At 74.0% G+C, this 19,436-nt stretch carries 16 protein-coding genes; 5 read left to right on the top strand and 11 right to left on the bottom strand.

Features of this window, described 5'->3' with window-relative positions:
• Positions 1 to 2: 2 nt before the first annotated feature.
• Entirely contained in the window at positions 3 to 4,421 is a 4,419-nt protein-coding gene (locus ACFYYN_RS17235) for a tetratricopeptide repeat protein (RefSeq protein ID WP_500546477.1), read from the bottom strand.
• A gap of 161 nt (positions 4,422 to 4,582) precedes the next feature.
• On the opposite strand from ACFYYN_RS17235, the gene ACFYYN_RS17230 reads away from it, so the two are divergent.
• Positions 4,583 to 5,305: a hypothetical protein gene (locus ACFYYN_RS17230; protein ID WP_500546476.1), complete on the top strand. Its 723-nt coding sequence runs from the start codon at positions 4,583 to 4,585 to the stop codon at positions 5,303 to 5,305.
• Between the two features lie 31 nt (positions 5,306 to 5,336).
• Here ACFYYN_RS17230 and ACFYYN_RS17225 read toward each other — a convergent pair whose 3' ends face one another.
• From ACFYYN_RS17225 to ACFYYN_RS17210, 4 genes are all read right to left on the bottom strand, one after another.
• Entirely contained in the window at positions 5,337 to 6,785 is a 1,449-nt protein-coding gene (locus ACFYYN_RS17225) for an MFS transporter (protein WP_500546475.1), read from the bottom strand.
• On the bottom strand, positions 6,782 to 7,339 hold the full coding sequence (locus ACFYYN_RS17220) for a TetR/AcrR family transcriptional regulator (protein ID WP_500546474.1): 558 nt from the start codon (positions 7,337 to 7,339) through the stop codon (positions 6,782 to 6,784). Before ACFYYN_RS17220 ends, ACFYYN_RS17225 begins: the two co-directional genes overlap by 4 nt.
• Positions 7,340 to 7,438: 99 nt before the next feature.
• Positions 7,439 to 8,866 carry an argininosuccinate lyase gene (argH, locus tag ACFYYN_RS17215; protein ID WP_499510857.1) on the bottom strand — a complete coding sequence of 476 codons (1,428 nt, stop codon included), beginning with the start codon at positions 8,864 to 8,866 and terminating at the stop codon, positions 7,439 to 7,441.
• A 90-nt stretch (positions 8,867 to 8,956) separates the two neighbouring features.
• Positions 8,957 to 10,150 carry an argininosuccinate synthase gene (locus tag ACFYYN_RS17210; RefSeq protein ID WP_500546473.1) on the bottom strand — a complete coding sequence of 398 codons (1,194 nt, stop codon included), beginning with the start codon at positions 10,148 to 10,150 and terminating at the stop codon, positions 8,957 to 8,959.
• Positions 10,151 to 10,431: 281 nt separating this feature from the next.
• Here ACFYYN_RS17210 and ACFYYN_RS17205 point away from each other — a divergent pair, with 281 nt between their 5' ends.
• Genes ACFYYN_RS17205 through ACFYYN_RS17190 form a run of 4 tightly spaced genes read left to right on the top strand, consistent with a single transcriptional unit; the run spans position 10,432 to position 13,954 of the window.
• A complete protein-coding gene (locus tag ACFYYN_RS17205) occupies positions 10,432 to 11,817 on the top strand; it encodes a ferredoxin reductase family protein (protein WP_500322362.1) in 1,386 nt (461 codons plus the stop codon).
• A gap of 7 nt (positions 11,818 to 11,824) precedes the next feature.
• Entirely contained in the window at positions 11,825 to 12,361 is a 537-nt protein-coding gene (locus ACFYYN_RS17200) for an FMN-binding protein (protein ID WP_500546472.1), read from the top strand.
• A gap of 2 nt (positions 12,362 to 12,363) precedes the next feature.
• Complete coding sequence (locus ACFYYN_RS17195) at positions 12,364 to 13,140, top strand: FAD:protein FMN transferase (protein WP_500546471.1); 777 nt, start codon at positions 12,364 to 12,366, stop codon at positions 13,138 to 13,140.
• Between the two features lie 34 nt (positions 13,141 to 13,174).
• A complete protein-coding gene (locus ACFYYN_RS17190; protein ID WP_500546470.1) occupies positions 13,175 to 13,954 on the top strand; it encodes an SDR family oxidoreductase in 780 nt (259 codons plus the stop codon).
• Positions 13,955 to 13,973: 19 nt separating this feature from the next.
• Here the strand turns inward: ACFYYN_RS17190 and ACFYYN_RS17185 are convergent, their stop codons facing one another.
• The 6 genes from ACFYYN_RS17185 to argC are packed head-to-tail and all read right to left on the bottom strand — an operon-like array spanning position 13,974 to position 19,022.
• Positions 13,974 to 14,510: an arginine repressor gene (locus ACFYYN_RS17185; RefSeq protein ID WP_499510863.1), complete on the bottom strand. Its 537-nt coding sequence runs from the start codon at positions 14,508 to 14,510 to the stop codon at positions 13,974 to 13,976.
• 7 nt (positions 14,511 to 14,517) lie between these two features.
• Positions 14,518 to 15,735 carry an acetylornithine transaminase gene (locus tag ACFYYN_RS17180; RefSeq protein ID WP_500546469.1) on the bottom strand — a complete coding sequence of 406 codons (1,218 nt, stop codon included), beginning with the start codon at positions 15,733 to 15,735 and terminating at the stop codon, positions 14,518 to 14,520.
• Positions 15,732 to 16,664, bottom strand: a complete 933-nt coding sequence (argB, locus tag ACFYYN_RS17175) for an acetylglutamate kinase (protein WP_500546468.1) — start codon at positions 16,662 to 16,664, stop codon at positions 15,732 to 15,734. Before argB ends, ACFYYN_RS17180 begins: the two co-directional genes overlap by 4 nt.
• Positions 16,661 to 17,812: a bifunctional glutamate N-acetyltransferase/amino-acid acetyltransferase ArgJ gene (gene argJ, locus ACFYYN_RS17170; protein ID WP_500546467.1), complete on the bottom strand. Its 1,152-nt coding sequence runs from the start codon at positions 17,810 to 17,812 to the stop codon at positions 16,661 to 16,663. Before argJ ends, argB begins: the two co-directional genes overlap by 4 nt.
• On the bottom strand, positions 17,809 to 17,997 hold the full coding sequence (locus ACFYYN_RS17165; RefSeq protein ID WP_499510867.1) for a hypothetical protein: 189 nt from the start codon (positions 17,995 to 17,997) through the stop codon (positions 17,809 to 17,811). The genes argJ and ACFYYN_RS17165 overlap by 4 nt, the downstream gene beginning before the upstream one ends.
• Positions 17,994 to 19,022, bottom strand: coding sequence for an N-acetyl-gamma-glutamyl-phosphate reductase (gene argC, locus ACFYYN_RS17160; protein ID WP_500546466.1), 1,029 nt, complete (start codon positions 19,020 to 19,022; stop codon positions 17,994 to 17,996). Before argC ends, ACFYYN_RS17165 begins: the two co-directional genes overlap by 4 nt.
• Positions 19,023 to 19,436 lie beyond the last annotated feature (414 nt).

Here is a 19,436-nt window from a genome sequence, read left to right as displayed (position 1 = left end):
GCTCACAGGCGCGGCATCCGGCCGACCGGCCCGTTGCCGGCGGGCGTCCGCGCCGGGGTGAGCACGACCTCGCCGCGTGGGCCGCGGGAGATCTGGCCGATGCTCGCCGACAGGTCGGCCTCCATCCCGCCCGGGAGTTTGAGCCGGATCAGCACCGGCAGCAGGAACCCGACCGCGATGAGCCCGGCCAGCACCGGCGTCAGCGTCGTGAGCATCACGGCGGTGACGTGGTGCTTCCACAGGAAGTCGACCCAGGCCGCGGCGAGGACGGCGGTCGCCACGAGCACCAGCACCGCGCTGCTCAGCCGGCTCCCCCGGGCGGCCCGGGCGTCCTCCTCCAGCAGCCGCAGCGCCCGCTCCGCGTCCTGGTGCGCCGGGTCGAGGCGGCGGCAGCGGGTCAGGAAACGCCGGGCCCGGCTCCGGTGGAGCAGTTTCAGCCGGACGTCGACGGTCTGCGTGCCCAGGCGCTGCTCCACGACACCCGCCACGAAGTGCGGTTCGGCCTCGCGCTCGGCCAGCCGGATCGCGGCCCGGGCCTCCACGCCCGCGTCGTGGTAACGGTCGGCGCTCTGCTCGGCGTCGCCGGCCTGCACCAGCAGGCGCGCGAGTGCGAGCCGCAGCTGCCACTCCGGCTGGTCCCGCACCCCGCGCCGGCCCAGCACACGCCGCAGTTCCTCCTCGGCGGCGCCGAGGTCCCCCGCGCCCTCCGCCAGCGCCACCGCGAGCCCGAGGGCCGCGCTGCCGCTGTCCGGGTCCACCGCGACGGCCCGGCGGAACTCCCCGGCCGCCTCCGCCAGTGTGGCGGCGCCTGCGCCCTCCCGGGCCCGGTGCAGTGCCAGGCTGCCCAGTTCGACGTGGGCCTGTACGTCGTACCAGTCCAGTTCCACGGCCCTCCGCAGCACGGTCTCGGCCTGCGTGTACCGGCCGAGCTGCACGTGGAGCGCGCCCAGTTCGGTGTGGGAGCGCCCGTACGGGTCCAGTTCCACGGCCCGGGACAGGTGCCGCTCGGCGGCGGCGGGCTCCCCACGCCGGTGCGCGATCAGCCCGAGGCAGGTGTGGGCGACGGCGTTGCGCGGGTCCTCACGGCTGACGGCACGGCAGTGGGCGGCCGCCTCGGCGAGGCGCTCGTCCGCCTGCGGGCCGCCGGGGACGAGGTCCGCCAGGCGCACCAGCGACCAGGCGCGGCCGACCCGGAAGTCGTGGTCGTGCGGCCACTGCCGCAGGGTCTCCCCGAAGGCGTCCGCCGCGTCCAGCGGACGCTGGTCCATCAGCGCGACCCAGCCGGTCGCGGCACGGGCCTCGGCCCGGCCGAGGGGACCGGGGGCGGACTCCAGCAGCTCGTCCAGGACCCGCCGGGCCGTGGTGTGGTCGCCGCGCTCCGCGTGCACCGCCGCCAGCTCGAACCGGATGGACGTCAGGTGCGGGCGGCCTCGGGTGAACTCCTCGACGCAGCTCTCGGCCTCGTCCAGGCTGCCGCACTCGCGCAGTGCGGTGGCCCGCTGGTCGTGGGCGGCCACGCTGTACGGGTCGTCGGCCAGGGCGCGTTCGCACTGGGCCAGGGCCTCGTCGTAACGGTGCTGCTCGCGGAGCACGGCGGCCAGCCGGCACCGCACGGACACCGCGTCCGGGACCTGGCCGAGCAGCGCCTCCGCGGCCTGTTCCGCCTCCTGGAAGCGGCCCAGCCCGGCGAGGGTGCCGATCAGCAGCCGGCACGCCCACTCGTGGTCCGGTTCGAGCTGCAGGGCGCGCCGCAGGTGGGGCAGTGCCTCCTCCCGGCGGTAGGTGCCGGCGAGCACCTGGGCCGTCGCGACGTGCGCGGCGGCGATCTCCGGGTGGCTGCCGCGCGCACGGCGCGCCACGGCCTCCGCCTCGTTCCACCGCCGCAGCGCGCACAGCACCTCCACCTTGAAGGTCAGCGTGCGGACGCGGTCGGGCCGCAGGACGAGGGCGCGGTCGACGCTCTCCAGGCACTCCGCGTCCCTGTCCTGGTCCCACAGGCAGTAGGCCAGGTCCATGTGGGCGTCCGGCGCCGTGGGACGGCGTTCCACGCTGCGCCGCAGCACCTGCTCCGCCTCGTCCCAGCGCCGGGAGCGGCGCAGCACCCAGGCCAGCAGACCCACGGCGTCGGCGGCACCATCGGTGAGTTCGCCGGCGCGCCGGGCGAACGGCAGCGCGTCGCCGGGGCGTTCCATCGCCGAGTACAGCCGGCCCACGGCGATCAGCACGTGCGGGTCCTCGGGCCGCAGCCCGGCCGCCTCCTCCGCGGCCCGCTCGGCCTCGTCCCAGCGCCCGAGCTTGCGCAGCACCGAGAGCCTGCCGAGCAGCGCGTCCCGGTGGTCCGGTTCACGCCGCAGCGCCTCCTCGTACGCCGCGCACTCCTCTGCCGGGCGGTCCAGCTCGGCGAAGAGCCAGGCGAGCACGCAGGGGCCCGCGGCCGAGCGGGGCGTCGCGGCGGCGGCCCGGCCCGCGGCCGACTCGGCCGCGGGCCCGTCTCCGCGGCCGAGGTGCGCCGCGGTGAGCAGTTCCAGCGCCTCCACGTCGTCCGGACGCAGGCGCAGGCACTCCTCGGCCGCGGCCAGGGCCGCGTCGTGATCGTCCCGCCCCAGGGCCGTCCTGGCACGCTGGGCGGCCACGACGTCGGCGGGTACGCCGCAGCGCGCGGCCTCCTCCAGGGCGGCCTCGGCCTCGTCCCACCGTTCCGCCTCCCGGAGGCCGTCGAGCCGCGCGCCGTGCGCCTGCGCCGAGTTGCCGTCGAGCAGCAGGGCGCGGTCGACGGCGGCCAGTGCCTCGTCGGTGCGCTCCGCGGCGAACAGGACCGTCGCCAGGAGGGCGTAGGCCTCGGGGTCGTCGGCGGCGGCCTCGGCGCACTGCCGGGCGGCGGCCTCGGCGTCGGCGAGACGTCCGAGCCCGCGCAGGGACCGCGCGCGCAGGCGGGCCGCGAAGCGGCGTCCCGGTTCCGCCCGCAGCGCGGCCTCGCACTCCTCCAGTGCCCGCGCATACTGCTCCCGCGCGTAGGACAGGCAGGCCTGTTCCTCCAGGAGCAGTCCCTCCAGGTCACCGGTGCGGTCCGCGGCACGCACCGAGGCGATCAGGTCCGCCGCGTCGTCCCAGCGGTGGGCGCTGCGCAGCATGGCCAGGGCGCGCTCGATCAGGGAGGTGTCTGCGGGGTCGAGCTCCCTGGCGCGTGCCAGGGCGGCGAGCGCCTCGTCGTACCGGGCGGCCGCGCCCAGGGCCCAGGCGAGGCTCGCCAGTGCCTCCGGGTCGGCGGGCCGCAGCGCGGCCGCGTGCGCGACGGCCGCGACGGCCCCGTCCACGTCGCCGCCGCGCAGCAGCAGCTCGGCGCGGACGCCCAAGCCCCAGCCGGAGCAGGGATCGAGTGCCAGCGCCTCCTCGGTGAGGGCCAGGGCGCGGTCGGGTGCTCCGCCGGCGAGTTCGGCGACGGCCAGTTCGAGCCTGACTCCGGGCGAGTACCCGCACGCCCGCACCGCCCGCCGGCCCGTGGCCAGCGCTCCCGCCAGGTCGCCGCGCAGCCGCTGCACCGCGGCCTTGTACTCCCACGCGAGCGCCCAGCGCGGTTCGAGCGCCAGCGCCCGGTCGCAGGCCAGGGCGGCCTCGTCCCGGCGGCCGAGTTCCATGAGGCAGCGGGCGTGTTCGACGTGCGCGTCGGGCCGGCGGCCGTACCGGGCCACGAGGCGCTCGGCGGCCTCCAGCGCGGCCCGGCCCGTCCCCCGGCCGCTCTCGTACCTGGCCTCCGCCGTCAGTACGGCGATGCCGTCCCTGTCCAGGGAGCGGGCGGAGGCCAGCTTGGCGTGGGCGACCTCGCCACCGCTCCGGCTCGCCGCGATCCGTACGGCTGCGCAGCGGACCTCGACGGGGTCGGCGAGGCCGCGCTCGGCGTCCTCCAGTCCCCGCAGCGCGGCCGCGGTGTCGCCCAGTTCGACACGCGTCCACGCGGCACCGATCCAGCCCTCCGCGTGGCGCGGTCCGACGGCGGTGGCCCGCTCGAAGGCCGCCAGTGCCTCGTCCCAGCGGCAGGCGTTGTGGTGCAGCCAGCCCAGCGCGGTGTGGACGTCCACGGCCTCCGGGAGCCGCGCCGCGGCCGCCGTGCCCTCGGCCAGGGCCTCGTCGTGGCGGCCCATGCGGTCCAGGGCCGCCACGCGCCACCCCGCCGCCGGGCCGCATTCCGGGTCGTGGCGCAGGGCCGTGGCGAACTCCGCGAGCGCCGCGGAGTGTTCGTACTGCCGCAGCCGCAACCGGCCCCGCGCGACGTGCAGTCGGGCCGTTCGCCCCGGGTCGCCTTCCGCCCGGGCGAGTTCGGCGCCGATGAGGGCCTCGGCCTCCTCGTAGCGGCAGTCGAGGGTGTGCTCCCTCAGGACGGCCAGGACGTCGGTGTCCTGGCCGGACTGTGCGTCCGTGCTCATGGCGCTCCCTCCCCCGCGGCGGGTACCGGCAGCATACGGACTGCAAACCCGCCTCGCTCGCCGGGAGTTGACGTCGGTGGTCCGCGCGGGCACCGGTGCAACCCCTCGGCCCTCGTGGCGCGTCCCCCCGATTGACGGATCCGCCGGGGGCGGGGGGACGCGTGCAGTACATCGAGGTCACGGAGCTGGCAGGGGTACGGTCGGCGGTCATCCGCTTCCGCAGCCGTGGGACGGCGCTGACCTTCGAGCTGTACCCGATGGTCCACCTGGCGGAGCCGGCGTTCTACGCGGAGGTGACGGCCCGTCTGCGCGCCTCGTGCGACCTGGTGATCGCCGAGGGCGTCCGGGGCGGTACGGCGGCGCTGGCGCTCACGCGGTCGTACCGCAGCCTCGCGGGCCACGAACGCCTGGGACTGGTCGTCCAGGACATCGACTTCGCCACGCTGGGCGTGCCCGTGGTGTGCCCGGACATGACCGGTGAGGAGTTCGACGACAGGTGGCGGCGGGTGCCGCTCAGGGAGCGCGCGACGCTGGCCGCGCTCATCCCCGTCTACGTCGCGGGCATGCGGCTGCTGGGTACGCGCCGGTTCCTCGCCCGGCACCTGCAGCTCGAGGACCTGCCCGGCGACGACGAGGTGGAGGCCGCGGAATTCTGGACGGGGACGGACGACCTGGTGGTGCACCGGCGCGACCGCCTGCTGATCGACGCGGTGACGCATGTGCACCACGCCCGCGCCGGCCGTCCCGAGCCGTTCACCGCCGGGATCCTGTACGGCGCGGGGCACATGCGCGCGGTCACCACGGCGCTGATGGACCTGGGCTACACGCCCGCCGGCTCGCAGTGGCTGACGGTCTTCACCCTCGACGACCCCGGGGCCGGCTGACCGGGCCCCGGACGGTCAGCCCGTCAGGCCGTCAGGGGCCCACCGGGGTGACCCGGCCGTCCGCGAGCCGCTGGCCGCGCAGCAGGCGCCAGGCGGCGGTGGCCGCCAGCAGCAGGACGGCGCCCCCGGCGGCGGAGGCGGCGCGCAGGCCGTCGGTGAAGGCGGCGGGGTCGGCCGAGGCCGGGCCGCCGGAGATGCCGGTGACCACGGAGCCCAGGAGGGCGATGCCGAGGGCGGCGCCGAGTTCGTACGCGGTCTCGGAGACGCCGGAGGCGGCACCGGCCTGCTGCGGCGGGACGCTGGAGAGGATGACGTCGGCCGTGACGGTGAACGACAGCCCGGCTCCGGCGCCGACGACCAGCAGGGCCGCGCCGAGGAAGAGGTAGCCCGTGCCGGGGCGCAGGGCCAGGAGGGCGGTCAGGGCGAGTCCGGTGGCGCCGAGGCCGCCCGTGACGGCGACCCGCACCGACCAGCGGCGCGCGACGGCGCCCGCGACGAGCCCGGTGGCGGCGGCGCCGAGGGTCGCCGGGAGTTCGCACAGTCCCGCCTGGAGCGGGGAGCGGCCCTGGACGAGCTGGAGGAACTGGGAGAGGAAGAAGACGCTCCCGGCGAGCCCGAGCACGGTGAGCAGGTCCGCCAGCACCGCGCCGGAGAAGCCCCGGTGCCGGAACAGACGCATGTCCAGCAGCGGCTTGGGCAGGGCGAGTTGCCTGCGGACGAAGGTGTACAGGCAGGCCGCGCCGAGGACGCCGGCACCGGCCGCGCCGGGTCCGGGTCCGTGCACGGCGAGCTGCTTGACGCAGTAGACGACGCCGAACATGCCCAGCAGCGAGAGCAGGACGCTGGCGGGGTCCCAGGGGCCGGGCGCCGGGTCACGGGACTCGGGCAGCAACCGGGCGCCCACGACGAGCAGCAGGGCCATGACGGGCAGGTTGATGAGGAAGACCGAGCCCCACCAGAAGTGCTCGAGGAGGATCCCGCCGACCACCGGGCCGAGGGCGGCGCCCGCGGTCGAGACGGCGCCCCAGACGCCGATGGCGAAGCTCCGCTCGCGCGGGTCGGGGAAGAGGGTGCGGATCAGTGCGAGCGTGGACGGCATGAGGGTGGCGCCCGCGACGCCCATGAGGGCGCGGGCGGTGATGAGCATGCCGGGGGTGGTGGCGTACGCGGCGAGCACGGAGAGCGCGCCGAAGGCGGCGGTGCCGGTGAGCAGCAGCCGCTTGCGTCCGACGCGGTCGCCGAGGCCGCCCATGGAGACCAGCAGGCCGGCGATGACGAAGGAGTAGACGTCGCCGATCCACAGCAGTTGGGTGGAGGTGGGCCGCAGGTCCGCGCTGAGGAAGGGCACGGCCAGGCCGAGCACGGTGGCGTCGACGGCGATGAGCAGCAGCGCGAGGGTGAGGACGCAGAGGGCGAGCCAGCGCCCCGGGTGGCCGCGGTCGTCGTGGCGCGGGGTGGTGACGGGTGCGGCGGTGGTCACGACCGGCTCCGGGGGTCGCGCAGCATGCCGCCGAGCAGCAGTTCGGTGACCATGCGGGCGGGGTCGAGGCGGGCCATGCGGCCGTCCTGGACGGACCAGGCCGAAGCGGCGATGAGCGCGTACAGCGCCTCGACGAGCCAGGCGGGGGTCAGGTCGTAGCGGAACGCGCCGTCCTCCTGGCCGCGCCGGAAGAGGGCGGCGACCCGGGCGTCGATGCGCGCCCAGCCCTCGTTGATCTCGGCGACGTCGTAGATCTGGTTCTCGCCGTAGAGGAAGGCCAGGAAACCGGAGACGGGCACGGCCTCGCTGATGAGCCGGCGGACGGCCTCGACGGGGTCGCCCTCCTCGATGCGCGCCGCGTCCAGGCGCTCCTCGGTCTGCGCGATGCCGAGCAGGCCGAGGGCCCGCACCAGCGCGTCCCGGCCGGGGAAGTGCCGGTGGAGCGTGGCCCGGCTGATGCCGGCGGCCTTGGCGATCTCGTCCATGGAGGCGGTGGCGCGCCGCGACAGCAGGTCGGCCGCGTCCCGCAGGACCTGCTCACGATCGAAGCTCATGAGACAAGGCTAACCCAGATGAGACATCAATGTCTCACACGCGACGAGGAAGAAGCCCGGCCGGGTGGACGGACCCGGCCGGGCTCCCTGCTCGCGGGATCAGCCCTTGGCCTGCGCCCACGCCAACTGGACGGCGAGGTCCCGCTTGACCTCGGCGAGCTGGACCACCACCGCCGACGGAGCGGTCCCGCCGCGACCGTCGCGGGCGGCCAGCGCGCCGGGCACGTTCAGCACGGTGCGCACCTCGGGAGCGAGGTGCGGGGAGATCTTGGCGAACTGCTCGTCGGTCAGCTGGTCCAGCTCGATGTCCTCGGCCTCGCAGACCTTGACGCACTCCCCCGCGACCTCGTGCGCGACACGGAAGGGCACGCCCCGCTTCACCAGCCACTCGGCGATGTCCGTGGCGAGCGAGAAGCCGGCCGGGGCGAGCTCCTCCATGCGCTCCCGGTTGACGGTGAGCGTGGCCATCATGCCCGTGAAGGCGGGCAGCAGGACCTCGAGGGTGTCGCAGGAGTCGAAGACCGGCTCCTTGTCCTCCTGCAGATCGCGGTTGTACGCCAGGGGCAGCGCCTTCAGCGTGGCGAGCAGGCCGGTCAGGTTGCCGATGAGCCGCCCGGACTTGCCGCGGGCGAGTTCCGCGATGTCCGGGTTCTTCTTCTGCGGCATGATCGACGAGCCGGTGGAGAAGGCGTCGTGGAGGGTGACGAAGGAGAACTCCTTCGTGTTCCAGATGATGACCTCCTCCGCGATCCGCGAGAGGTCGACGCCGATCATGGCGGTGATGAAGGCGAACTCGGCGACGAAGTCGCGCGAGGCCGTGCCGTCGATGGAGTTGGCCACCGAGCCGTGCTCGAAGCCGAGGTCCCTGGCGACCGCCTCCGGGTCCAGCCCGAGCGAGGAACCGGCCAGCGCGCCGGAACCGTACGGGGACACCGCCGTGCGCTCGTCCCACTGGCGCAGCCGCTCGGCGTCCCGGGACAGCGCCTGGACGTGGGCGAGCACATGGTGGGCGAAGAGCACCGGCTGGGCGTGCTGCAGGTGGGTGCGGCCGGGCATGGCGACGTCGAAGTGCGTCTCGGCAAGCCGGACCAGGGCGTGCTGCAGCTCGGCGATCAGGCCGCCGATGATCCGGGCGTGGTCGCGCAGGTACATCCGGAAGAGCGTGGCGACCTGGTCGTTGCGGGACCGGCCGGCCCGCAGCTTGCCCCCGAGGTCGGGGCCGAGCCGCTCCAGCAGGCCGCGCTCCAGGGCGGTGTGGACGTCCTCGTCGGCGATGGTCCCGGTGAAGGAGCCGTCGGCGACGTCGGACTCCAGCTGGTCGAGGCCGGCGAGCATGCGGGTCAGCTCGACGTCGCTCAGCAGGCCCGCCTTGTGCAGCACGCGCGCGTGGGCGCGGGAGCCGGCGATGTCGTACGGCGCGAGCCGCCAGTCGAAGTGGACGGACGCGGAGAGCTTGGCCAGCGCCTCCGCGGGACCGTCGGCGAAACGGCCGCCCCAGAGCCGGACGTCGCCGCTGTTGGTGCTCACTGGTCTGCTCGCTTCCCTCGGGGGTGGATGTGCGGCCGCCTCCCCGCCGGCAGGGGCGGGGAGGCGGGCTGCCGTGGTCGAGGCTACTGACTAGGCCAGGTCGCGCTTGGCCGCGATCTTCGACGACATGCCGAAGATCTCAATGAAGCCCTTCGAGAGCGACTGGTCGAACGTGTCGCCGGTGTCGTAGGTCGCCAGGTTGAAGTCGTACAGGGACTGGTCGGACTTCCGGCCGGTGACGACGGCGCGGCCGCCGTGCAGGGTCATCCGGATGTCGCCGGTGACGTGCTGGTTGGCCTCGTCGATGAAGCCGTCCAGGGCCCGCTTGAGCGGGGAGAACCACAGGCCGTCGTAGACCAGCTCGCCCCAGCGCTGCTCGACCTGCCGCTTGTAGCGGGCGAGTTCGCGCTCGACGGTGACGTTCTCCAGCTCCTGGTGGGCGGTGATCAGGGCGATCGCGCCCGGAGCCTCGTACACCTCGCGGGACTTGATGCCGACCAGGCGGTCCTCGACCATGTCGATCCGGCCGACGCCCTGGGCGCCCGCGCGCTCGTTGAGCTGCTGGATGGCCTGCAGGACGGTGACCGGCTTGCCGTCGATGGCGACCGGGACGCCCTGCTTGAAGGTGATGACCACCTCGTCGGCCTCGCGGGGGCCGGCCGGGTTCTGGGTGTACTCGTAGACGTCCTCGATCGGGGCGTTCCAGATGTCCTCGAGGAAGCCGGTCTCGACGGCCCGCCCGAAGACGTTCTGGTCGATCGAGTAGGGGGACTTCTTGGTGGTGGCGATGGGGAGGTTCTTCTCCTCGCAGAACGCGATCGCCTTGTCCCGGGTCATCGCGTAGTCGCGGACCGGCGCGATGCAGGTCAGCTCGGGGGCGAGGGAGGAGATGCCGGCCTCGAAGCGGACCTGGTCGTTGCCCTTGCCGGTGCAGCCGTGGGCGACGATCGAGGCGCCGTGCTTCTTGGCGGCGGCCACCAGGTGCTTGACGATGGTCGGCCGGGAGAGCGCGGAGACCAGCGGGTAGCGGTCCATGTAGAGGGCGTTGGCCTTGATCGCCGGGAGGCAGTACTCGTCGGCGAACTCGTCCCTGGCGTCGGCGACCTCGGCCTCCACCGCGCCGCAGGCGAGCGCCCGCTTGCGGATGACGTCCAGGTCCTCGCCGCCCTGGCCGACGTCCACGGCCACGGCGATGACCTCGGCGCCGGTCTCCTCGGCGATCCATCCGATGGCGACGGAGGTGTCCAGTCCGCCCGAGTAGGCGAGTACGACGCGCTCGGTCACGGGTCTCTCCTTTGGTGCGCGAGGTCCGGTGCGTATGGCGGCGATGGTGATGCATACGCTGTTGGGTATAAGTATGCACTCCCCCGCATGATTCGTCAATCGGCCGTGTCGTCGCAGCTCACAGGCGGGTCGGCCGCTCCCCGCGACAGCCGCGCCCCGGACGATCGGGCCGCCCGCACCCGTCCGCCCCGCGGAGCGCACGGCAATACCACATCGCGGTACGGCGCGTGGTGGGAAACCGGGCTTTGAGCAGGGGCGCGGAGCCGTGCGTACCCATGCGCATGGCGGCCACGACCACGATGATCCACAACAGCAGGGCGGGCAGGCGGCAGGCCATGCGCCGGATCCGGCCCCGCCGTTCCCCCGCGATCCCGCTGCTCCTGCTGGCCTGGGCGGGCGCCGCCGGGGTCGTGTGGCTGTGGTGGGGCAACACCCCCTACATCCAGCCGACCACGGCCGGCTGGCTCACCGCGGCGGGCCGGATCACCGGCCTGCTCGGCGGCTACGCCATCGCCCTGGTCGTCCTGCAGATGGCGCGCGTCCCCGCGCTGGAGCGGCGCGTGGGCAGCGACCGGGTGGCCCGCTGGCACGCGATGAGCGGCCGGTACGCCGTCTGCCTGGTCGTCGTCCACGTCGCGCTGATCCTGTGGGGTTACTCCGAGCAGTCCGGGCAGCCGCTCGTACAGCAGTCGGTCTCCGTGGTCCTGGACTACCCGCGGATGATCGAGGCGACGGCCGGCACCGTGCTGCTGCTGGTCATCGGCTTCGTCTCGGCGGGCGTCCTGCGCCGCCGGCTGCGCTACGAGACCTGGTACTACGTCCACCTGCTGACCTACGCAGCGGTCTACCTGACCTTCTGGCACCAATTGGCCACCGGTGCCGAGTTCGCGGGCAGCGCCACCGCGCGCGGCATCTGGTACGCGCTGTACGGCTCGGTGACGGGGCTGGTCCTCTGGTACCGGGTGCTGGTGCCGGTCCGGCTCAACATGAGGCACCGCATGCGGGTCGCGGAGACCGTCGAGGAGGCGCCGGGCGTGGTCTCGGTGCTGATCACGGGACGCAGGCTGCACCGCCTGGGCGCCGAGCCCGGCCAGTTCTTCCGCTGGCGCTTCCTCGCCCCGGGGCTGCGCTGGAGCGCCAACCCGTACTCGCTGTCGGCGCCGCCCCGGCCCGACCTGCTGCGGATCACCGTCAAGGCGGTGGGCGGCCACAGCTCCGCGCTGGCCTCGCTCGAACCCGGCACGCGGGTGTGGGCCGAGGGCCCCTACGGCGCCATGACGGCCGCCCGCCGCCGCGGCGGCAAGGTGCTGCTGCTGGCGGGCGGCGCCGGGATCACCCCGCTGCGGGCGCTGTTCGAGACGCTGCCGGCCGCGCCCGGCGACCTCACGCTGCTGTACCGGGCCCGCAGCAGGCAGGACCTCGCGCTGTGGGCTGAGCTGGAGGAGATCGCCGCCGAACGCGGCGCACGCCTGGTGTACGCGGTGAACGGACCCGGCGGCGCCCGCCCGGAGATCACCGCGCAGGGACTGCGGCGGATGCTGCCGGACATCGACCGGCACGACGTGTACCTGTGCGGCCCCCCGGGGCTGGCCGAGGAGTCGTACTCCGCGCTGCGCGAGGCGGGAGTGCCCGAACGCCGTATCCACCACGAGTCCTTCGAGATGTGAGGTCCGAGTGAAGAAGAAGCACCCGCTGCGCCGGATCCTCCTGAGCAGCGTGACGACCGTCTCCGGGGTCGTGCTGCTGCTCGCCCTGAAGCCGACGACGGCGCCCTTCACCTCGCAGGCCGGGGCCCCGGCACAGCAGGGGCCGCCGGTCTCCGCGGCCCCCTCGCCCGCCGGCCCGGACCCGTCGGTGCCGGTGGCCTCGGCCCCGGCGGACGGACGCGGCACCGGCGGGGCGCGGGCCCCGGGGAAGCAGGGTGGCGCGCCCGCGCGGAAGACCGTCACCGGGGACGTCGCGCAGACCAGCTACGGCCCCGTCCAGGTCAAGATCACGGTCGACGGGGGGCGGATCGTCTCGGCCACGGCCGTCCAGGCGCCCGCGGGCACCCCCACCAGCGACCAGCTCACCGCCAGCGCCGTCCCGCAGCTCGACCGGGCCGCGGTCACCGCCCAGAGCGCGCAGATCGACACCGTCTCCGGTGCCTCCTTCACCAGCGAGGGCTACCGGAAGTCGCTGCAGAGCGCCCTGGACAAGGCCGGTGCCTGACGATGTCCGACAACCCCCCGCGCCTGCGGCACGTGGAGCACTGCATGGGGACGGTGTTCTCCTTCGACGTGCGCGGTGCCCGCGAGCCGCGCGTCCGGGCGGCCCTGGACGAGGCGGTGGCGGGCCTGCACCAGGTCGACGCGGTGTTCTCCACCTTCCGGGCCGACAGCGAGATCAGCCGGCTGGGCCGTGGTGAACTCGCCCTCGCGCAGTGCTCACCCGAGGTGCGCGAGGTCCTGGGGCTGTGCGGGGACGCCGAGCGCCGCACCGACGGCTGGTTCACCCCGCGCTACGCGGGCCCCGGCACCGCGCTCGACCCCACCGGCCTGGTCAAGGGCTGGGCGGTCGAGCGGGCCGCCAGGACGATCGCGGCGGCGGGCGCCGGGAAGGTCTGCCTCAACGGCGGCGGCGACGTCCAGCTGACCGGCGGCCCCTGGCGGGTCGGCATCGCCGATCCGCTGCGGCCCGGGGGGCTGGCCACCGTCGTCGAGGCGGACGGCGAGCTGGCCGTCGCCACCTCCGGTCCCGCCGAACGCGGCTGCCACATCCTCGACCCGCACACGGGTGCGCCGCCCGCCGGGGGACTCGCGTCGCTCACCGTGGTGTGCGCGTCCCTCACCGAGGCGGACACCTGGGCGACGGCCGGCTACGCCATGGGCGGCCGGGCCCGGGAATGGCTGGAAGGACTCCCCGATGTGGAGGCCTTCGCCGTCGACCCCGACGGCACGACCTGGCACACCTCGGGATTCGGGCGTTTCGTCGCCAAGTTGAGCGCTTGACGATCAGCTGTTCCAGGTGGCAAGAATGCGTCACATGGATCTGCAACTGAACGGCAAGGTCGTGCTGGTCACCGGAGGGTCCGACGGACTCGGCGCGGCCCTTGTCCGCCGGCTGACCGCCGAGGGCGCCAAGGTGGCGCTGTGCGGACGTGACCCCGAGCGCATCGAGCACGTGGTGAAGGAACTGGGCGCCACCGGCGCCGACGTACTGGGCGTGCCGGCCGACGTCACCCGCCCCGAGGACCTCGAGCGCTTCGTCGCCGCCGCCGACGGGCGCTGGGGACGGATCGACGCCGTGGTCAACAACGCCGGGCGCAGCGCGGCCGGCTTCTTCGAGCGCCAGGACGACTCGGTGTGGGAGGAGGACCTGCAGCTGAAGCTGCACGCCGCGGTGCGGCTGACCCGGCTGGCCCTCCCCCACCTGCGCGCCGCGGGGGGCGGCAGCGTCGTCAACACCCTCGCCGTCTCCGCCAAGGCCCCCGGCGCGGGCAGCACCCCGACCTCGGTCTCCCGCGCGGCCGGCCTCGCGCTGACCAAGGCGCTGTCCAAGGAGCTCGGGCCCGACAACATCCGGGTCAACGCCGTGCTCGTCGGCCTGGTCGAGAGCGGCCAGTGGACCCGGCAGGCCGAGGAGCGCGGGATCACCGTCGAGGAGCTGTACGCCACGATGGGCCGCGAGTCCGGCATCCCCCTGGGCCGGGTGGGCCGCGCCGAGGAGTTCGCCGACCTGGTGGCCTTCCTGCTGTCCGGCCGGGCCGGCTACGTCACCGGCACCGGCATCAACCTCGACGGGGGCCTGAGCCCCGTCGTCTGACCGGGCCCGGGGCCCGGTCCTAACCGCCCGCGGCCAGGCGCAGCAGGTGGTCGGCGACCGCCTGCCCGCCGGCCGGGTCGCGGCTGATCAGCATGACCGTGTCGTCGCCCGCGATCGTGCCGAGGATGTCGTACACCTCGGCCTGGTCGATCGCGGAGGCGAAGAACTGCGCCGCGCCGGGCGGGGTGCGGACGACGACGAGGTTGGCCGAGGCCTCCGCGGAGATCAGCAGTTCGCCGGCGAGGCGGCTCATCCGCTCCTCCTTCACCGACTCCCCGAGCGGCGCCATGGGGGTGCGGAAACCGCCCTCGCTGGGCACGGCGTAGATGAGTTCGCCGTTGTTGGTGCGGATCTTCACCGCGCCCAGTTCGTCGAGGTCACGGGAGAGCGTCGCCTGGGTGACGCTCAGCCCGTCGTCGGAGAGCAGCTTGGCGAGCTGGCTCTGGGACCGCACCGGCAGCCGGTTGAGGATGTCGACGATCCGCCGGTGGCGTGCCATCCGGGTCTGCGGTACGGCGGCGGCTCCCCCGCCGGCCTGCTGCTGCGCCTCGCTCATCGTCGTGTCATTCTCCGGATCGGTGTCCCTCTGCGGCATGTACGGCGTCGAGGACACCCGGCAGCGCCCCCAGGAACGCGTCCACCTCGGCGTCACCGAGGATCAGCGGCGGGGCGAGCCGCACCGTGTCGGGTACGGCGGCGTTCACCAGGAGTCCGGCGTCCTGAGCCGCCTTCTGCACCTGCGCGGAGAGCGGCTCGGTGAGCACGATACCCAGCAGGAGGCCCGCACCGCGCACGTGATCGACCAGAGGGTGGTCCAGCGCCTCGACGCCCTGGCGCAGTTTCTCGCCCTGGCGCTTGACGTTGTCCAGCACGCCCTCCTGGGCGATGGTGTCCAGGACGGCCAGCGCCGCAGCGCAGGCCACCGGGTTGCCGCCGAAGGTGGTGCCGTGCTGACCGGGGGTCAGCAGCTCGGCCGCGGGGCCGAAGGCGAGGGTGGCGCCGATGGGCAGGCCGCCGCCGAGCGCCTTGGCGAGGGTGACGACGTCCGGCTCGACGCCCTGCGCCTGGTGCTCGAACCAGTGGCCGGTGCGGCCGATGCCGGTCTGCACCTCGTCCATGACGAGCAGGGTGCCGGTGGCGCGGGTGATCTCCCGGGCGGCGGCCAGGTATCCGGCCGGGGGCACGATGACGCCGTTCTCGCCCTGGACGGGCTCGAGCATCACCAGCGCGGTCCGCTCGGTGACGGCGGCGCGCAGCGCGTCGGCGTCGCCGTAGGGCACATGGGTGACGTCACCGGGCAGGGGGCGGAAGGACTCCTGCTTCCTCGGCTGCCCGGTGAGCGCGAGCGCGCCCATGGTGCGGCCGTGGAAGCCGCCGTCGGTGGCCACCATGTGCGTACGGCCCGTCAGCCGGCCGATCTTGAAGGCGGCTTCGTTGGCCTCGGCGCCGGAGTTGCAGAACAGCACGCGGCCAGGCCGGCCGGACAGCTGGAGCAGCCGCTCGGCGAGGGCGACCGTGGGCTCGGCGATGAAGAAGTTCGAGACGTGGCCGAGGGTCGCGATCTGCTCGGAGACCGCGCGGACGACGGCGGGGTGGGCGGTGCCGAGGGCGTTGACCGCGATGCCGCCGAGGAAGTCCAGGTACTCGTTGCCGTCGGCGTCCCAGTACCGGGCGCCCTCGCCGCGGACCAGGGGCAGCCGCGGGGTGCCGTAGTTGTCCATCAGGGAGCCCTGCCAGCGCCGTGTGAGCGCCTCGTTCCCCTGGTCGCCGGTCCCGGTCATGCCCGTTCCCCTTCGTTCCGCGATGTGCCGCCCGCCGTGTCGACGCCGTCGGGTACCACCATCGTGCCGATTCCCTCGTCGGTGAAGATCTCCAGCAGGATCGAGTGCTGGACCCGCCCGTCGATGACCCGGGCGGTGTGGACGCCGTTGCGCACCGCGTGCAGGCACCCCTCCATCTTGGGCACCATGCCGCTGGACAGCTCGGGCAGCAGTTTCTCCAGCTCGCTCGCGGTGAGCCGGCTGATCACCTCGTCGCTGTGCGGCCAGTCCTCGTACAGGCCCTCGACGTCCGTGAGGACCATCAGGGTCTCCGCGCCGAGCGCGGCCGCGAGCGCCGCCGCGGCGGTGTCGGCGTTGACGTTGTAGATGTGGCCGTCGTCGGCGCTGCGGGCGATGGAGGAGACGACCGGGATGCGGCCGTCGTCCAGCAGGGCCCGGATGGCACCGGTGTCGATCTCGGTGATCTGCCCGACCCGGCCGATGTCGACGGCCTCGCCGTCGATCATCGGGCGGTGCCGGGTCGCGCTGATGGTGTGGGCGTCCTCACCGGTCAGGCCGACGGCGAGCGGGCCGTGCTGGTTGAGCAGGTTGACCAGCTCGCGCTGCACCTGCCCGGCGAGCACCATGCGGACGACGTCCATGGCCTCCGGGGTGGTGACCCGCAGCCCCGCCTTGAACTCGCTGACCAGGCCCTGCTTGTCGAGCTGCGCGCTGATCTGCGGGCCGCCGCCGTGCACCACGACCGGCTTGAGGCCGGCGTGCCGCAGGAAGACGACGTCCTGGGCGAAGGCCGCCTTCAGCTCCTCGTCGACCATGGCGTTGCCGCCGAACTTGATGACGACCGTCTTGCCGTGGTGCCGGGTCAGCCACGGCAGCGCCTCGATCAGGATCTGCGCCTTGGGCAGGGCCGTATGCTTGCGGGCGCTCATGAGCTGTAGGCGCTGTTCTCGTGGACGTACTCGGCGGTCAGGTCGTTGGTCCAGATGGTCGCGGTCTCGGTGCCGGCGGCGAGGTCGGCGGTGATGTGGACCTCGCGGTAGCGCATGTCGACCAGCTCGCGGTCCTCGCCGACGGAGCCGGACTTGCAGACCCACACGCCGTTGATCGCGACGTTGAGGCGGTCCGGCTCGAAGGCGGCGGAGGTGGTGCCGATCGCCGAGAGCACCCGGCCCCAGTTGGGGTCCTCGCCGTGGATCGCGCACTTGAGGAGGTTGTTGCGGGCGATGGAGCGGCCCACCTCGACGGCGTCGTCCTCGGTCGCGGCGTTGACGACCTCGATCTTGATGTCCTTGGAGGCGCCTTCGGCGTCGCGGATCAGCTGGCGGGCGAGGTCGGCGCAGACCTGCTCGACGGCGGCGGCGAACGGCTCCGGTGGGGGGGTGACGCCGGAGGCACCGGAGCCGAGCAGCAGCACCGTGTCGTTGGTCGACATGCAGCCGTCGGAGTCGGCCCGGTCGAAGGTGGTGCGGGTGGCGGCGCGCAGCGCCCCGTCGAGGGCGGCGGAGTCCAGGTCGGCGTCGGTGGTGAGGACGACCAGCATGGTGGCCAGGCCCGGTGCGAGCATGCCCGCGCCCTTGGCCATGCCGCCGACCGTCCAGCCCTCGCCCTCGTACACGGCGGTCTTGTGGACGGTGTCGGTGGTCTTGATGGCGATGGCGGCCTTCTCGCCGCCGTGGGCGGAGAGCTCGGCCGCCGCCTTGGCGACGCCCGGCAGCAGCTTGTCCATCGGCAGCCGGACGCCGATCAGCCCGGTGGAGCAGACGGCGACCTCCCCCGCGCTCTGCCCGAGGGCGTCGGCGACCGCCTCGGCGGTGGCGTGGGTGTCCTGGAAGCCCAGGGGGCCCGTACAGGCGTTGGCGCCACCGGAGTTGAGGACGACGGCGGAGACCTGACCGCCCTTGAGGACCTGCTCCGACCACAGGACGGGGGCGGCCTTGACGCGGTTGGAGGTGAAAACGCCGGCCGCGGCGAGCCGCGGACCGTTGTTCACCACGAGGGCGAGGTCCGGGTTGCCGTTCTCCTTGATCCCGGCGGCGATGCCCGCCGCCGTGAATCCCTGTGCTGCCGTGACGCTCACTGTGTCGTCTCCTTGTCCGCTTCTGGGCCGACGCACCGCAGGGGCGCGGCCTTCGCCGTGATGTCGGTGTACGGCCCGGTCACCGGGGCCGTGCCGGGCGCGTCGGCCCCCGCGCCGCAGGGCGCGGCCCGGGTGAGCAGCTCGGCGACGGCGCGGCGGGCGCGGGCGGCGGGGCGGGGGGTCATGGTGCGACCCCCGCGGTGCTCAGGCCCAGTCCCTCGGGGAGGCCGAGCGCGATGTTCATGCTCTGCACCGCGCCGCCGGCGGTCCCCTTGGTGAGGTTGTCGATGGCGCTGACGACGACGACCCGGCCGGCGGCTTCGTCGTACGCGACCTGGATCAGCGCGGCGTTCGAGCCGTACACGGCGGCGGTGGCGGGCCACTGGCCCTCCGGCAGCAGGTGCGCGAACGGTTCGTCGGCCAGCGCCTTCTCGTAGGTGCCCCGTACGGCGTCGGCGGTGGTGCCGGGCCTGGCCTTGGCGCTGCAGGTGGCGAGGATGCCACGGGGCATCGGCGCCAGCGTCGGGGTGAAGGAGACGCAGACCCGCTCCCCGGCCACGCCGGAGAGGTTCTGGATCATCTCGGGGGTATGGCGGTGCGTACCGCCGACGCCGTACGGGGTCATGTTGCCCATGACCTCGCTGCCCAGCAGGTGCGGCTTGGCGGCCTTGCCCGCACCGGAGGTGCCGGACGCGGCGACGACGACGGCCTCGGGCTCCACCAGGCCCGCCGCGTACGCGGGGAAGAGCGCGAGCGTGACCGCGGTGGGGTAGCAACCGGGCACCGCGATGCGCCTGGAGCCCGCCAGCGCGGCGCGCGCACCCGGCAGCTCCGGAAGGCCGTACGGCCACGTGCCCGCGTGCGGGGAGCCGTAGAACCGCTCCCAGTCCGCGGCGTCCGCGAGCCGGAAGTCGGCGCCGCAGTCGACGACGAGGGCCGTGTCACCGAGCTGCTCTGCGACGGCGGCCGACTGCCCGTGCGGCAGTGCGAGGAAGACGACGTCGTGTCCGGCCAGCGCCTCCACGTCGGTCGCCTCCAGGACGCGGTCGGCCAGCGGCAGCAGATGCGGCTGCAGGCCGCCGAGGCGCTGCCCGGCGTTGGTGTTCCCGGTGAGCGCGCCGATCTCGATCTCGGGGTGGTTCAGCAACAGGCGCAGGATCTCCCCGCCCGCGTACCCGCTCGCTCCCGCCACCGCTGCCCGGAATGCCATGGACCCTCCTCGTCGATGGCATGACTATACGGCGCCCGGAAGTTTTATGCAAAGCTTTTCGGCCCGTTCCGGCCCCGCCGCCTATGACGAGGATCTGCGCCTGGCCCCTCAGGACGATAGTTGGCCCTCACTCCGGACTCGCCACCACCACGTGAACATGCCGAGACGACCCGTATGGCTTCGTGCGGCCAAGTCGGGTCGGGCCACTGGCCACAGGCGTTCGCCCCAGACCGTGTCCTATGCGGTGAGGATCAGAGGACCGCCCGCCGCGACCGTCTCGGCAAGGCTCGGCCCCGGGTACGCGGACGGTCACCAACCACGGCAAGTCACCCTCCGGACCGGCCACCACCACCGGTGCCGTGAAAGCGTCACCGACCGCCTGGCGCGCGCAGTGCGGATGGACGACCTTCAGCG

Origin of the sequence: Streptomyces sp. NPDC001902 (assembly GCF_042891295.1) — a bacterium.
Lineage (GTDB): Bacteria > Actinomycetota > Actinomycetes > Streptomycetales > Streptomycetaceae > Actinacidiphila.
The sequence above is the reverse complement of the archived record's forward strand: the minus strand, read 5'-3'. Positions and strand labels throughout refer to the sequence as shown.

Bases quoted from the DNA above. Each gene is read 5' to 3' on its own strand.
- ACFYYN_RS17185 (WP_499510863.1), bottom strand. From the start codon at position 14,510: ATGAGCGAGGCGCAGCAGCAGGCCGGCGGGGGAGCCGCCGCCGTACCG.
- ACFYYN_RS17205 (WP_500322362.1), top strand. From the start codon at position 10,432: ATGGCGGCCACGACCACGATGATCCACAACAGCAGGGCGGGCAGGCGG.
- ACFYYN_RS17165 (WP_499510867.1), bottom strand. From the start codon at position 17,997: ATGACCCCCCGCCCCGCCGCCCGCGCCCGCCGCGCCGTCGCCGAGCTG.
- ACFYYN_RS17180 (WP_500546469.1), bottom strand. From the start codon at position 15,735: ATGACCGGGACCGGCGACCAGGGGAACGAGGCGCTCACACGGCGCTGG.
- ACFYYN_RS17220 (WP_500546474.1), bottom strand. From the start codon at position 7,339: ATGAGCTTCGATCGTGAGCAGGTCCTGCGGGACGCGGCCGACCTGCTG.
- argC (WP_500546466.1), bottom strand. From the start codon at position 19,022: ATGGCATTCCGGGCAGCGGTGGCGGGAGCGAGCGGGTACGCGGGCGGG.
- argB (WP_500546468.1), bottom strand. From the start codon at position 16,664: ATGAGCGCCCGCAAGCATACGGCCCTGCCCAAGGCGCAGATCCTGATC.
- ACFYYN_RS17195 (WP_500546471.1), top strand. From the start codon at position 12,364: ATGTCCGACAACCCCCCGCGCCTGCGGCACGTGGAGCACTGCATGGGG.
- ACFYYN_RS17190 (WP_500546470.1), top strand. From the start codon at position 13,175: ATGGATCTGCAACTGAACGGCAAGGTCGTGCTGGTCACCGGAGGGTCC.
- ACFYYN_RS17235 (WP_500546477.1), bottom strand. From the start codon at position 4,421: ATGAGCACGGACGCACAGTCCGGCCAGGACACCGACGTCCTGGCCGTC.